Annotated in this window: 12 protein-coding genes and 6 tRNA genes; 13 read left to right on the plus strand and 5 right to left on the minus strand. The window is 35.3% G+C overall.

Annotation, left to right across the window (positions count from 1 at the left end):
• Positions 1–2 precede the first annotated feature (2 nt).
• The 12 genes from proS to M2306_RS17600 all read left to right on the plus strand — a co-directional run bounded on the left by proS (position 3) and on the right by M2306_RS17600 (position 6,760).
• A complete protein-coding gene (proS, locus tag M2306_RS17545; protein ID WP_115091565.1) occupies positions 3–1,478 on the plus strand; it encodes a proline--tRNA ligase in 1,476 nt (491 codons plus the stop codon).
• A gap of 77 nt (positions 1,479–1,555) precedes the next feature.
• Positions 1,556–1,627 (plus strand) — tRNA-Glu (locus tag M2306_RS17550).
• Between the two features lie 26 nt (positions 1,628–1,653).
• Positions 1,654–1,725: transfer RNA gene (locus tag M2306_RS17555), tRNA-Glu, on the plus strand.
• Positions 1,726–1,757: 32 nt separating this feature from the next.
• Positions 1,758–1,829: transfer RNA gene (locus M2306_RS17560), tRNA-Glu, on the plus strand.
• Between the two features lie 31 nt (positions 1,830–1,860).
• A tRNA-Glu gene (locus M2306_RS17565) sits at positions 1,861–1,932 on the plus strand.
• A gap of 33 nt (positions 1,933–1,965) precedes the next feature.
• Positions 1,966–2,037: transfer RNA gene (locus M2306_RS17570), tRNA-Glu, on the plus strand.
• A gap of 33 nt (positions 2,038–2,070) precedes the next feature.
• Positions 2,071–2,142 (plus strand) — tRNA-Glu (locus tag M2306_RS17575).
• A gap of 39 nt (positions 2,143–2,181) precedes the next feature.
• Positions 2,182–2,433, plus strand: a complete 252-nt coding sequence (gene rpsT, locus M2306_RS17580) for a 30S ribosomal protein S20 (RefSeq protein WP_002987410.1) — start codon at positions 2,182–2,184, stop codon at positions 2,431–2,433.
• 114 nt (positions 2,434–2,547) lie between these two features.
• Positions 2,548–4,344, plus strand: coding sequence for a translational GTPase TypA (gene typA, locus M2306_RS17585; protein ID WP_259190737.1), 1,797 nt, complete (start codon positions 2,548–2,550; stop codon positions 4,342–4,344).
• A 245-nt stretch (positions 4,345–4,589) separates the two neighbouring features.
• Complete coding sequence (locus M2306_RS17590) at positions 4,590–5,555, plus strand: beta-1,6-N-acetylglucosaminyltransferase (protein ID WP_115091563.1); 966 nt, start codon at positions 4,590–4,592, stop codon at positions 5,553–5,555.
• 123 nt (positions 5,556–5,678) lie between these two features.
• Positions 5,679–6,314, plus strand: coding sequence for a 7-carboxy-7-deazaguanine synthase QueE (locus tag M2306_RS17595; protein WP_115091562.1), 636 nt, complete (start codon positions 5,679–5,681; stop codon positions 6,312–6,314).
• Positions 6,315–6,352: 38 nt separating this feature from the next.
• Entirely contained in the window at positions 6,353–6,760 is a 408-nt protein-coding gene (locus M2306_RS17600; RefSeq protein ID WP_002987402.1) for a DUF2059 domain-containing protein, read from the plus strand.
• 47 nt (positions 6,761–6,807) lie between these two features.
• On the opposite strand, the gene M2306_RS17605 is transcribed toward M2306_RS17600, so the two are convergent.
• Positions 6,808–7,521, minus strand: a complete 714-nt coding sequence (locus M2306_RS17605; protein ID WP_259190735.1) for a class I SAM-dependent methyltransferase — start codon at positions 7,519–7,521, stop codon at positions 6,808–6,810.
• A 67-nt stretch (positions 7,522–7,588) separates the two neighbouring features.
• Here M2306_RS17605 and M2306_RS17610 point away from each other — a divergent pair, with 67 nt between their 5' ends.
• Entirely contained in the window at positions 7,589–8,086 is a 498-nt protein-coding gene (locus tag M2306_RS17610) for a YkgJ family cysteine cluster protein (protein ID WP_115091561.1), read from the plus strand.
• 7 nt (positions 8,087–8,093) lie between these two features.
• On the opposite strand, the gene M2306_RS17615 is transcribed toward M2306_RS17610, so the two are convergent.
• From M2306_RS17615 to M2306_RS17630, 4 genes are all read right to left on the minus strand, one after another.
• Entirely contained in the window at positions 8,094–8,309 is a 216-nt protein-coding gene (locus M2306_RS17615; RefSeq protein WP_259190733.1) for a hypothetical protein, read from the minus strand.
• A 69-nt stretch (positions 8,310–8,378) separates the two neighbouring features.
• The gene (locus M2306_RS17620; RefSeq protein WP_115091559.1) at positions 8,379–9,140 is read right to left on the minus strand and encodes a LytR/AlgR family response regulator transcription factor; all 762 of its coding nucleotides are present in this window, start codon (positions 9,138–9,140) and stop codon (positions 8,379–8,381) included.
• A gap of 114 nt (positions 9,141–9,254) precedes the next feature.
• Entirely contained in the window at positions 9,255–10,580 is a 1,326-nt protein-coding gene (locus M2306_RS17625) for a RagB/SusD family nutrient uptake outer membrane protein (protein ID WP_115091558.1), read from the minus strand.
• A gap of 13 nt (positions 10,581–10,593) precedes the next feature.
• Positions 10,594–13,947, minus strand: a complete 3,354-nt coding sequence (locus M2306_RS17630; protein ID WP_259190732.1) for a SusC/RagA family TonB-linked outer membrane protein — start codon at positions 13,945–13,947, stop codon at positions 10,594–10,596.
• Between the last annotated feature and the right edge of the window lie 10 nt (positions 13,948–13,957).

Genomic DNA, 13,957 nt, shown 5'->3' on the forward strand with positions numbered 1-13,957 from the left:
AAATGAGCAAGAATATTACTAAGAGAAGTGAGGACTATTCGAAGTGGTACAATGAGCTTGTAGTAAAAGCTGATTTGGCCGAAAATTCGGGAGTTCGAGGATGTATGGTTATTAAGCCATATGGCTATGCTATTTGGGAGAAAATGCAAGCAGAGTTAGACAAGAAGTTCAAAGAGACTGGACATCAAAATGCGTATTTCCCCTTATTCATCCCCAAATCTTATTTTAGTAAGGAAGCTAGCCACGTAGATGGATTTGCAAAGGAATGTGCAGTAGTTACACATTATCGCTTAAAAACAGGAGAAGACGGAAAAACAATTGAAGTAGATCCAGAAGCAAAGTTAGAGGAAGAGTTAATCGTTCGTCCTACGTCAGAAACCATTATTTGGGATACGTATAGAAAGTGGATTGAATCATACCGTGACTTACCTATTTTAGTGAATCAATGGGCTAACGTTGTGCGTTGGGAGATGAGAACGCGTTTGTTCTTGAGAACGGCTGAGTTTTTATGGCAAGAAGGACATACTGCTCACGCAACAGAAAAAGAAGCAGTAGCAGAAGCAGAACAAATGCTAGATGTATATGCTGATTTTGCTGAGAATTTTATGGCTATTCCAGTTGTAAAAGGATTTAAAACAGAAAATGAGCGTTTTGCTGGTGCAATTGAAACATATTGTATTGAAGCGTTAATGCAAGATGGTAAAGCACTACAAGCAGGAACGTCACACTTTTTAGGGCAAAATTTTGCCAAAGCGTTTGATGTGAAATTTACAAACCAAGAAGGAAAACAGGAATATGTATGGGCAACTTCATGGGGGGTAAGTACAAGATTAATGGGAGCATTAGTCATGACGCATTCAGATGATAATGGATTGGTTTTACCTCCAAACTTAGCGCCGATTCAAGTTGTAATTGTTCCGATTCACAAAACCGATGAACAATTAGAAGAGATTCGCGAAGAAGTGAAGAAAGTAACGGATCAATTTAAAAAACTGAATATTTCATTTAAGTTTGATGATCGTACGACATTCAAACCAGGATGGAAGTTTAATGAATATGAGTTGAAAGGTGTGCCATTGCGTGTCGCTATTGGGCCGAAAGACTTAGAAAACGGTACATTTGAGGTAGCGCGTCGCGATACATTCACAAAAGAGATTGTAGCCAAAGACGATATCGTTACGTATGTACAGGATATGTTGGAAGAAATCCAATCGAATTTATTTAATAAAGCAAAGACTTATAGAGATTCGCATATCACAGAAGCGAATTCTTTTGAGGAGTTCAAAGATTTATTAGAAAATAAAGGAGGATTTATTTCTGCGCATTGGGATGGTACAATTGAGACAGAAGAAAAGATTAAAGACCTTACAAAGGCTACAATTCGCTGTATTCCAATTGATAGAAAAGAAGAGGATGGAATTTGCATCCTAACAGGAGCGCCTTCTAAAGGAAGAGTGTTGTTTGCAAAAGCGTATTAGAAATAAAAATTTTTGTTTTTTCTCTTGCGGGTTTAAAAATATATTGTACTTTTGCATCCGCGTTAGATAAACAAAATGGTCCGTTCGTCTAGGGGTTAGGACGCCAGGTTTTCATCCTGGTAACAGGGGTTCGATTCCCCTACGGACTACAATTCTTTTGAAACTAACGCATTTTGGTCCGTTCGTCTAGGGGTTAGGACGCCAGGTTTTCATCCTGGTAACAGGGGTTCGATTCCCCTACGGACTACACGTTCTTTTATAGAAATTATACCGCATTTTGGTCCGTTCGTCTAGGGGTTAGGACGCCAGGTTTTCATCCTGGTAACAGGGGTTCGATTCCCCTACGGACTACTGATTCTTTTAGAATTACAATATGCATTTTGGTCCGTTCGTCTAGGGGTTAGGACGCCAGGTTTTCATCCTGGTAACAGGGGTTCGATTCCCCTACGGACTACAAGATTCTTTCGAGAATCACAATATAATTTTTGGTCCGTTCGTCTAGGGGTTAGGACGCCAGGTTTTCATCCTGGTAACAGGGGTTCGATTCCCCTACGGACTACAAGATTCTTTCGAGAATCGCAATGGATTTTTTGGTCCGTTCGTCTAGGGGTTAGGACGCCAGGTTTTCATCCTGGTAACAGGGGTTCGATTCCCCTACGGACTACAGAAAAAAATAGTATAGACTTAATAAAATATTTAAAAAATGGCAAATCATAAGTCAGCTTTAAAAAGAATTAGAAGTAACGAAAAAAAGAGAGTATTAAACAGATATCAGCATAAAACTACACGTAACGCGATCAAAGCTTTACGTTTGATTGAAGATCAAAAAGATGCTGCTGATAAATTACCTGTAGTTGTTGCAATGATTGATAAATTAGCAAAGAAAAATATCATTCATGCAAACAAAGCTTCTAATTTAAAATCTAAATTAACAAAACACGTTGCTGCTTTATAAGAAGCAATAGGTTGTGTTTATAGAAGACATACACTAAGCTCTCAATTCCATGAGGGCTTTTTTTGTTTATACTATACATTTCAATGAATACTAATATAATTTTAAAATCCTTTTATGACACAAATTAGGAATATTGCAATTATCGCACACGTTGACCATGGTAAGACTACAATGGTAGACAAAATATTACACCACTGTCAGTTATTTCGTGAAAATGAAACTTCTGGAGAGTTGATTTTAGATAACGAGGATATCGAAAGAGAAAGAGGAATTACAATCGTTTCAAAAAACGTATCTGTAAGTTATAAAGGAACTAAAATTAATATTATCGATACTCCAGGACACGCGGATTTTGGTGGAGAAGTAGAGCGTGTATTGAATATGGCTGACGGTGTTCTTTTAATTGTAGATGCTTTTGAAGGACCAATGCCACAAACTCGATTTGTACTACAAAAAGCAATTAGCTTAGGGTTAAAACCATGTGTAGTTATCAATAAAGTAGATAAAGAAAACTGTACACCAGAAGAAGTACACGAAAAAGTATTCGACTTAATGTTCGAATTGGGTGCTGAAGAATGGCAAATGGATTTCCCAGCAGTTTATGGTTCTGCTAAAAACAACTGGATGTCTACAGATTGGAAACAACAAACAGACTCTTTAGAGCCATTATTAGACATGGTTTTAGAGCATATCCCTGCTGCTGAAGTAAGAGAAGGTACTGCTCAAATGTTGATTACATCATTGGATTACTCAACGTTTACAGGACGTATCGCTATCGGTCGTTTACACCGTGGAATCTTAAAAGAAGGAATGAATATTTCTTTGATTAAGAGAGATGGTAAAATCGTGAAATCTAAAATTAAAGAATTACATACATTCGAAGGTTTAGGACGTAAAAAAGTATCAGAAGTATACGCTGGTGATATTTGTGCGGTTGTAGGAATCGAAGGATTTGAGATTGGAGATGTTATTGCTGATTTCGAAAATCCAGAAGCATTGCCAACAATCACAATTGATGAGCCAACAATGAGTATGTTATTTACAATTAACGACTCACCATTCTTTGGTAAAGAAGGTAAATACGTTACTTCTCGTCACATTAAAGATCGTTTAAATAAAGAATTAGAGAAAAACTTAGCGTTGCGTGTGAACGAAACGGATAGTGCGGATAAATTTATGGTATTCGGACGTGGTGTATTACACTTATCTGTTTTGATTGAAACAATGCGTCGTGAAGGATATGAACTTCAAATTGGTCAACCACAAGTAATCATCAAAGAAATTGATGGTGTAAAATGTGAACCAATTGAGGAATTAACAATTGATATTCCAGAGAACTTATCAGGACGTGGAGTAGAATATGTGACGTTGAAAAAAGGAGAAATGTTAAGTATGGAACCAAAAGGGGACCGTATGATTATTAAATTCTTAGTGCCTTCTAGAGGTATTATTGGTTTGAGAAATCAATTATTAACAGCAACTGCTGGTGAGGCAATCATGTCACACCGTTTCTTAGAATATCAACCATACAAAGGAGAAATCGCTGGACGTATCAATGGTTCTTTAATCTCTATGGAAAATGGAAAAGCTATTCCTTATTCTATTGATAAATTACAAGATCGTGGTAAGTTTTTCGTTGATCCAAACGAGGATATCTACGAAGGACAAGTTATCGGTGAAAATTCTCGTGGAGATGATATGACAGTTAACGTTACGAAAACGAAAAAGTTAACAAACGTTCGTGCATCTGGATCAGATGATAAAGCAAAAATTGTTCCGGCAATTAAATTCTCATTAGAAGAAGCTTTAGAGTACATCCAAAAAGATGAGTACGTTGAGGTAACACCAAAATCACTTCGTTTGAGAAAAATCTTCTTAAAAGAAACGGATCGTAAGAGAAATAAAATCTAAGCGTTTAATCGTTTTTGATACTAGAATCCAGAGGAATTGTTCCTCTGGATTTTTTTTGCCTCATTATAAAGTAACAGTTCCAATAAAATCTTTTTTAAGTAAATGAATGTTTTATTGTATGTATATGTGATGAGTACTTGTCTTTTAGATTGGATAGTAGTGTGTTAATTAATAAAAAATTAATATTCAAGAAATATTGAAGTAACGTTAAAAAGCGTTATTTAGATATTATAAATTTTAGTTTCTTGAATAATCTAGTAAATCAAACGGGGGATTTGAATGTATTTTATATTGTTCAAGCCCATACCAATCCCGAGCAACTTAAACGATTAATAGACCGTTTATATGCACCTAATGTTCATTTTCTTATTCACATTGATTTGAAAAGTGATCTTGTTCCTTTTCAATCAATCTGTGTGGGAGAGCATATTCGATTTATTGAAAATCGTGTGAATTGCATATGGGGTGATTTTTCACAAGTGCAAGCTACTTTAAATCTTATTAAGGAGGTAGCTGAGTACCAACCTTCGCCTTTTGATCGTGTGGTACTTATTAGTGGGCAAGATTATCCACTTCAACCAGCCGCTACTATTCAAGACTTTTATGAAAAACATCGCGCTATCGATTTTGTTGAAAAGTTTGTAGCACAAGATGTACACCCTCGTCCATATCTCAATTTTAGAGGGTTTAAGGTGAATAAGAGTGATAAAAGAGGAGATTATGTCATCTTCAAAAAGAATAAAATATCCGGATTGTATAAATCCATTTTTAAAGGGTGTTTTAAGTTTTCGTATTTGAAGTATTTATTTATTCAAAAGGAATTAGATCCCTCAATTGTTTTTTATAAAGGATCTTCTTGGTGGGCTTTACGGTATGATACATTAGATAAAATCATGAACTTGTATCAAGAAAATTACGCGGAATACTATTATTTTTTTCAGACAAGTTTTTGTGCAGATGAATATTTTTTTCAAACATTATTAACTGAGGTAATGAAAAAGGACCTTAGTGTTCAGGTTGAAGGTGTTTTGACTTTTGTTGATTGGGATAGAAAGGGAGTGCCTTTACCTGTTACTTTTTCTATGGAGGATTGTGAACTTTTAAAACAAGCTGCATCTAAAGGTTATTTATATGCTAGAAAGTTCAATCCCCAACGTGATGGACAAATTCTAACCTGGCTAGATCAAGAATTATTGACTGATGAAAGGTAAATCTTAGAAGGAGACTTATGGAATAAGTGCTTAGAAAAAGGGAGATTCATGTTTTTGCCGTATCTTTGTAGCGTAATTTTACTTTCAAAAAGTAAAGGTTACTAGTAAAATAATTAGTATAATATGATACAGGAAAACCTAGAAAATAAAGCATTAACAGAAGGACGCGTATTGCCTTTGATGGAACAGTTTTACACTATTCAAGGAGAAGGTTTTTATTCGGGTCATGCGGCTTATTTTATTCGTTTAGGAGGATGTGATGTTGGTTGCCATTGGTGTGATGTAAAAGAAAGTTGGGATGCTGAATTACATCCATTAACAACAGTTGAAAAGATAGTTGCTGATGCATCAGCCGTTGCTAATTTAGCTGTTATTACAGGAGGGGAACCTTTGATGTATAACTTAGATTATCTAACGAAGAAATTAAAAGAAGCAGGTTTAAAAACCAATATAGAAACTTCAGGTGCTTATGCAATGTCAGGTGATTTTGACTGGGTTTGCTTGTCGCCAAAGAAAGCAAAACTTCCCACAGCTAGCGCTTATGCTGCTGCTAATGAATTAAAAGTAGTGATTTACAACAAACACGATTTTATTTTTGCAGAAGAGCAAGCCGCTAAAGTTAATAAAGATGCGTTATTATTGTTGCAAACAGAATGGAGTAAACGCGCTATAATGATGCCTTTGATTATTGAATATGTGAAGAAAAATCCACAGTGGAAAATTTCATTACAAACGCATAAATACTTGGATATTCCTTAACATAGCTTTATATTTACTCCTCCAAAAGAATAATAATTATGAAAAAAATTGTAATCGTAGCTGCATTTATGTTAGCGGGGCATTTCGGTTTTGCACAGGATGCTGCTTACAAAGCGGATGCTGAGAAATACATGGAAGTTAGTGGACAAATGAAAGCTTTTGACTATATGACAGAAGATATCATCCAAAACATTCCAGAAGCAAAAAGAGCGGAATTTAAAAAAGAATTCGATGTAAGCTTAAAAGAGTTCAAATCGAACATGGCTAATATTTACATTCAAGAGTTTACACATGATGAAATCAAAGAATTGATTAAATTATATGAAACGCCAGTTGGAAAAAAATTATACGAAAAAAATAAAGTTTTGTATGATAAAGGACAACAAGTTGGAATGGAATGGGGAGCTAGCATTCAATCAATCATGATGAAATACATGGAAATGTAAATCAAGATATAAAAAAAAGCCTAAGCATATTGCTTAGGCTTTTTTTATTAACGGTTAACCGTTAATCGAGCGAGGTAATCAAAATTTTCTCCCTCGTATAGTATTTCGCAATGCAAACCACAGCCATGTGCTGCGTTTTGAAGCGTGTTGTAGTCTAAATAAAGCCAAGGAAAGGCATCTTCTGTTTCGCCTTTGTATTCCACGCTAAAAACTAATTCTCCATAGTAGTCTTTGTTGTCCATCGGAATCCATTTTCCACCGTCTTCATCCTCGTCAAACATATAAATTAAATCAGAACTATCGATTAAGATTTGTCCACCAGTGGCTAGTAAGCTTTTTAGATGTTCTAAATAGGTAGTAATGTGAATCAATCTTCCAAAAATTCCCGTTCCATTCATCAAGAGTAGGATTGTATCGTATTGTTCATTCTTAATGTCAAGGATATTGGCGGTTTTTGTGTTTTTTACGCCTCTCAATTGACAGGCTTCAACGGCTTTTGGAGATATATCAATAGCCGTAACATCGAGGTTTTTTTCTTGTAAATAAAGCGCATGTGAACCTGCTCCACAACCTACATCTAGAATTTTCCCCTTACTTTTTTTCAAGGCAATTTGCTCCAATTCAGGCATGTCCTTACAGGAACGAAACCAATAAGAAACTTCCATTTCCTCTGCTTCGGATATGTCGGTTTCGGTGAGAATTACCGCTGGTTTTTTAGTGACTTGATACTCTAATATTGCTTGGCCAATAAGGTCTTTCATTTTTTTGATGATTTTTGATCTATAAAAAAGGGAGTTGTTGTAATTTTGTCCTTCAAAATATAAAGGAATGAATAAAATACTGCAACAGCTTCCAAAGTTAGCCAAAGATAAGCATAATGAGAATAAAAAATATTTGGCAAAGCTACAAAAGAAAGCGCCTAAAGATCTGGATTATCAAATGCAAGAAATCCACAATGCAGTATTTAAAAAGACAGACTGCTTATCTTGTGCCAATTGTTGCAAAACAACAGGGCCTTTATTTACTAGTGCAGATATTGAGCGAATCAGCAAGCATTTGCGTCTAAAATCCCAACAATTTATCGATCAATATTTGAGAATTGACGAAGATAATGACTATGTTTTACAACAAGTACCTTGTACCTTTTTGGATGCAGAAAACTACTGTATGATCTACGATGTACGCCCTAAGGCATGTAGAGAGTATCCTCATACCGATCGCAAGAAATTTCAACAAATTGCCAATCTTACGTTACAGAATGTAGCAATCTGTCCAGCTGCTTATGAAGTAGTGGAACAAATGAAAAAGAAAATTGTGGTAAAATAAAGAATGACTAAATAAAGAAATACTCCTCGTCTGTATCTTCAAAAAGAGCAGAAGCTTCTTCTGTAAGATCTTCAATTTTAGCTGAGAAATAGTCGAGAATATCTAAAACGACTTCTTTTATTTTTTCAAAAATACTCAAGGTATCATCTAAATAATCTTTGATTAATTGAAAGAAGTCAAGAATTCCATCGATTAAATTCACTATATATTCTCCTAGATTCATAACGCAGTTTGTTTTAGTTTTACTCAAATGTAAGTAAAAAAAATAAGGTGAAGTGCGATGAATTGCAATTTAACTCAACCAATCTTTCAATAAAGGAATGTGTGCTTTGCTAACGAAAATAGGGTATTGGTCGTCGCTTTGAACGTTTAAAACCAGTTCTATTTTCTGACTTGTATGGCGAATAACTTCTTTAATTGCATGAATATTGACAATAAAACTACGGTTAATTTTAAAAAACGTTTTGGCGTCTAGTTTGTCAATAACATCCTTGATAGTATCATCATAAATGAAGCGTTCGTCTTGAAAAGTATGCAAGAATAAATGCTTTCCTGAAGCAAATAAATAAGCTATTTCTGGGGTTTCTATTGATTTTAAGCGGTGACCATCGTGAATTAAAAAACGATCTTTAAGCTTGTTATTTGACGCTTCTTCGTTTTCCTGTTTCGGAAGTTGTTCCTCTTGTAAGCGTTTGGTAATAGTCACATATTTGAGGAGTACCTCGTCTAATGCATATTTGTCAAAAGGCTTGAGAATATACCCTATGGCAAATTGTTTGAAGGCTTCAATCGCATAGTTGTCATAAGCTGTAATAAAAACAACTGGGCTTTTAACTGCAATTTTATCGAAAATTTCTAAACTTTTTCCATCGCCTAAGTGAATGTCCATGAAGATGAGATCAACGGTATGTTGAAAAAAGAAAGTCGTAGCTTCTTTGATAGAAGAAAGCATGACAATATCACTAACCACAACGGGAAGGATGTCTTGGGTAAGTAATAATTTCTTTAGATAATTTGCTGCTAGAGCTTCATCTTCAACTATGGCTATACGCACCTTTTTTTTGTAAAAGTACTAAAAAGTTAGCCGTTCTAAAAATGAGATTTTTTTCTGGGATGATAAGCCATAAAAAAAGCTACCATTTCTGGTAGCTTTTTGCAGTGTCACCGGCTATAAATTTGGGTTGTTTTCTCTTGCTTTTCTTGGGAAAGGCAAGGTATAACGCGGATCGTTTTGTTGTAGTGTAAATTCTTCGTTACCTAGTTTGTGAACAATTTTCTTTTGATCTAATCTTCTCAAGTCAAACCAACGTTGACCTTCAAATGCAAACTCTCTGAAACGCTCTTCTAGGATATATTTTTTGTATGCTGTTTGGTCGAACGATTTTAGTTGTTCTACCCTAGCAGTTACAGCTTCCGCTTTATAACGATTTTCGATAATCGGCTCAAGGGTTGCTGTTGCTTGATCTAATTGATTTAAGAAGATATAAGCTTCCGCTTTGATGAAGTATAATTCAGCTGTTCGGAAGGAAATTTTAGTATCTCCATTTCCTGTTTTAACCAAAACTAGATTTCCGTTTAAATCATCAAAAGAAGAAGTATAACGAAGATCGTTTGTTTGATCATAACTGGTTTTTAATTCTTCAGAAGCAAAAACAAAAGATTTATAAGATGTTTTGAATACATCTTCTAAATTCATAATTGATTCTACCGATTTGAAGTGAGCCACAGATTCTTTTGTATCTGCATTTAAGTTTTGTAGTGTATTTTTGATTGCTAATGCACTTTCAGCACTCACAATTGCCGCTTCAAATTTCTTTTGGTATAGATTTACACGCGCTTCTAAAGCAAAAAGAGCCAACTTAGAAAAACGGTAATTCATTCCCGCGTCATAAGTAGTTACTTTCAACTTGCTTTTCGCTGCGTCAATATCAGCATGAATTTGGTTGTATACTTCTGCTACGGTTGATTTAGGTCTTTTATTATCTAAATCTACTTCGTTTAAGATGACAATACCTGGTTCTGTCGCAGCTGTAGCTGGATCATATGGCTTAGCAAAGAAGTTTACTAAGTCGAAATAAGCCATAGCACGTAGCGCATGTGCTTCACCTAAAAGTTGCTCTTTTGTATCTCCCGTTTGCATTGTTCCAGTACCATCGTTAATGGTTTGATTAGCATAGAAAATAACTTTGTATAAGTCTTGGTATCCATACTCTCTTGTTCCATCACTTGGGCTTTGATCGTTGTATACAAATACATCACGAATTTCAGCGAAGTCACTGTTGTCCATTACAGGAACTTGAACTTCATCTGTACGTATAGTCGTTAGCGCCTTGTGACGAGGGTACGCAAAGTAAGCAGTTGTGATTAATTTTCTATAATCATCCGTTGATTTTGGAATAATTTTTCCTTCTGGTTCAATGTCTAAGTACTTATCACAACTTGCAGTGTATAAACCTAAGCTTAGACATCCGATAAATAAAAATAGTCTTTTCATAATATGCAAAGGGTTAGAAGGTTATGTTTAATCCTAAAGAGAATGATCTTTGGATTGGTTGTGCGTAAATATTTCCATACGTTTCTGGATCAAAGTACCCTTTGTAATCAGTTCCAAATACAAATAAGTTTCTTCCTTCAACAGTAAAACGCACATTTTCTAAACGCAATTTATCTAGTACTGCTCTTGGTAAAGTATAGCCTAAACGCAAGCTACTAATACGAATATAACTAGTTTCTTTTGTCCAAATATCTAGATAGTTGTAATAGTTAATAGGTGCTCCACCGTAATCAAACCATTTTGTTAACATCCAGTTGTCTGTTCCATCATACGCGTCATTTCCAGTTAATCCTGGTAAAGTTCCGCCAGTATTGATTGGAGTCCACATGTCTAGCACTTCTTTCGTGTAGTTTCTTCCTGGGTCAACTAAAGCTGAATTATAAGAAGGCGTACGTGTTACCATCTGTTTTAAGTTGAACGCAGCAGAAATAGTGAAGTCAAAATTGTTGATTTTGAATGTATTGATGATACCTCCAGTAAATTTAGGATCTCTATCTCCAGCATATGTAAACAATTCTCTTGATTGTTCAGGTGTCAATTTAGAGTCAACCATATAACCTGGCATGATTTCTTCCCAAGAATCGTATAGTTGGAAAAATTCTTTAGCAGATACTTTTTCTCCACCTTGCCAGAATAAGATATTTCCTTTGTCATCTAACCCTGCTGTTTTCAAGACAAAAGCAGAATTTACAGCATGTCCTTCTCTTGATGGTAAATATTCACCATCGTTTACTTGAATACGATCTACTCTACTCTTATTATGTGCAAAGTTGAATGTTGTACTCCAAGAGAAATTAGGACGTGCGATATTTCTCGTTGTCAATGAAATTTCATACCCTTTGTTAGATACTTGTGCCCAGTTCATATTGGTAAACTCAAAACCTGTTTCAAAAGGCAAAGCACGTAAACCAATTAAATCCGTACTTTTTCTGTTGTACGCATCAAATTCAACGGCAATTCTATTATTGAATAAACCTAAGTCAAAACCAAAGTTTGTATTCGTTGTTTTCTCCCATCTCAATGTACCATTTGGCAAGTTATTCACCTGAATGGTACTTTCTGGATAACCTGGTAGGATAGAAGAAGTACTGTATTCTCCAATTACGAAAGGAGAAGTTGTACGGTCCACATTTCCTTGTAAACCATAAGAAGCACGTAGACGTAAATTGCTGATAAAATCAAGATTTTCCATGAACTTCTCATTGGATGCTAACCATGATCCTGAAATAGCCCATAAAGGTAAATATCTATATTTTGGATCTACACCAAATAGGTTGGAACCATCGTAACGTACACTTCCAAATATGGTATATTTTCTGTCATACGTATAAGAAGCTGTTGCGAAGAAAGAGGCATAGGCATCTTCTCCTTTTGTTCTTCTATATGTCTCGTATTTTTTTTGTGTTGCTTCAGAGTTTCCTTGAGGAAATAAGATCGGTTTTGTTGTTAAGGTTAATGGGTCATAACCAAAACCTTTTGATTTGATTTGTTTTCTTTCTTCTTTTCTGATTTCCATCCCCGCCATTACATCAATTTCGTGTATGTCATTGATGATGGTGTTGTACATTGCTTGGGTTTTCCAATTGTATTGGAAGTATTTATCCGAAAAGTTTTCAATAATTCCTCCTTCTGGTAAGAAGTATTTGAATTCTTTTGCAGAACTGTCATAGTATCTCGTACCTTCTCTAAATTTACGCGTGTTGTACGTTTCTTGACCTAGGTATTTTTCCGTATCACTATTGTCAATTTGTAACCCCAATTGAGAAGTGAATTTCAAGTCATCTAAGATTTGATAGTTAATATCAAAAATAGCTTTCAATGACTGGTTTTTCAATTCGTAGCTTGTATTTTGTCTTTCTTCTATGAAGTTGAACGGAATATAGGCGTCTCCAAAACCATTGATATCTGGATCATATTGAAAGCTTCCATCCTCATTGTAAGGCTTTAAATAAGGATTGGCATTTCTTGAGTAGTTTGCTGGATTCACACTTGCATCAGCATCAGCAATGAAATTGGTTTTATTGGATTGTGTTCCAAATAACGCTATACCAGCAGTTAGTTTGTCTGTCAAGTGAAAGTTGTTTTTCAACGTAATATTATAACGTTCAAAACCAGTTCCAATCGTTGATCCTTCTTCATCGTAGTATCCTAGGGAGAAGTAGTAATCTGAAAGATCACTCCCACCAGATAAACTCAAACCATATTGTTTGTTGAAAGTAGGACGATATAATTCTTTACCCCAATCAGTATCTACTAATCTCAAGCGATTAATAGCATTTTGACTTTCTTGAGATAAGGAACCGAATCCACCATTTCTATAAGCGTCTAATTCGTTGTTTCTATTTAAAATTCTCGCAACTTCACCTTGGCGTGAACGAGCATTATCAATATCTGAACGTCCTGCAAGCATCAATTCTAAATCTACTTTGTCAGAAGAATTCATCAAGTTTAATTTAGAGAATTGTGGGCGCTCATTCACGAAAGTATTTGCTGTAAAGTTTACTTTCATGGCCCCTTTCTTCCCTTTTTTCGTTGTAATTACAATTACTCCATTCGCTGCTCTTGCTCCGTAAATAGCAGTAGCAGACGCATCTTTAAGGATGGTAATGTCCAAGATATCATCTGGGTTTAAACCAGCGATAGAAAAGTTTTGTAATTGATCGATATTATCTTTATCGTTAAAGTTAGGAACATTGTTCCCTTCCAACGGCATTCCATCAATCACCCATAATGGATCTTGAGGTCCGTTTAAAGAAGCCGTACCACGAATTCTAATTTTAGCCGGCCCACCTGGTGCTCCTGTTGGTGTAGTAACAGCAACCCCTGCAATTTGACCTGCTAACATTTGATCCACACTGGCAACCCCTGTTTGTTCAATATCAGCCATGCTAATTTGCGCAACAGAAGAAGTTAATTTTCGTTTTTCAATCGTTTGATAACCTGTGATGACAACCTCATTTAAGATGTTCTCATCTGTTCCTAAAGCAACATTATAATGTGTTTTAGTAGTTAAATTGATTAATTTAGAAGCATAGCCAATAAAGCTTACGCGAATGGCTTTTGTTTCTTTTGGAATATCAAGGGTAAAATTACCATCGAAATCGGTCATTGTTCCAATACTTGTACTTTCAATGATTCCCTTCTGACCCGTTTCTGTTGATACACTTTGTGTTTCAACAATAACAGATGCCCCTGGTAATCCCGATTTGTCGCTTGCATCTTGAACAAAACCTGTAATCGTTCTTTTCTCTTGTGCTAGAGCAAGAGTTAGGGTAAAGAACGAAAATAAAAGAAATAGTTTTTTCATTTTCTTGAAT

It is taken from the genome of Myroides gitamensis, from assembly GCF_029894455.1.
Classification (GTDB): domain Bacteria; phylum Bacteroidota; class Bacteroidia; order Flavobacteriales; family Flavobacteriaceae; genus Flavobacterium; species Flavobacterium odoratum.

Excerpts from the sequence above, each read along its gene's own strand:
- proS (WP_115091565.1), top strand. The coding sequence starts at position 3 with ATGAGCAAGAATATTACTAAGAGAAGTGAGGACTATTCGAAGTGGTAC.
- rpsT (WP_002987410.1), top strand. The coding sequence starts at position 2,182 with ATGGCAAATCATAAGTCAGCTTTAAAAAGAATTAGAAGTAACGAAAAA.
- typA (WP_259190737.1), top strand. The coding sequence starts at position 2,548 with ATGACACAAATTAGGAATATTGCAATTATCGCACACGTTGACCATGGT.
- M2306_RS17595 (WP_115091562.1), top strand. The coding sequence starts at position 5,679 with ATGATACAGGAAAACCTAGAAAATAAAGCATTAACAGAAGGACGCGTA.
- M2306_RS17600 (WP_002987402.1), top strand. The coding sequence starts at position 6,353 with ATGAAAAAAATTGTAATCGTAGCTGCATTTATGTTAGCGGGGCATTTC.
- M2306_RS17605 (WP_259190735.1), bottom strand. The coding sequence starts at position 7,521 with ATGAAAGACCTTATTGGCCAAGCAATATTAGAGTATCAAGTCACTAAA.
- M2306_RS17610 (WP_115091561.1), top strand. The coding sequence starts at position 7,589 with ATGAATAAAATACTGCAACAGCTTCCAAAGTTAGCCAAAGATAAGCAT.
- M2306_RS17615 (WP_259190733.1), bottom strand. The coding sequence starts at position 8,309 with ATGAATCTAGGAGAATATATAGTGAATTTAATCGATGGAATTCTTGAC.
- M2306_RS17625 (WP_115091558.1), bottom strand. The coding sequence starts at position 10,580 with ATGAAAAGACTATTTTTATTTATCGGATGTCTAAGCTTAGGTTTATAC.
- M2306_RS17630 (WP_259190732.1), bottom strand. The coding sequence starts at position 13,947 with ATGAAAAAACTATTTCTTTTATTTTCGTTCTTTACCCTAACTCTTGCT.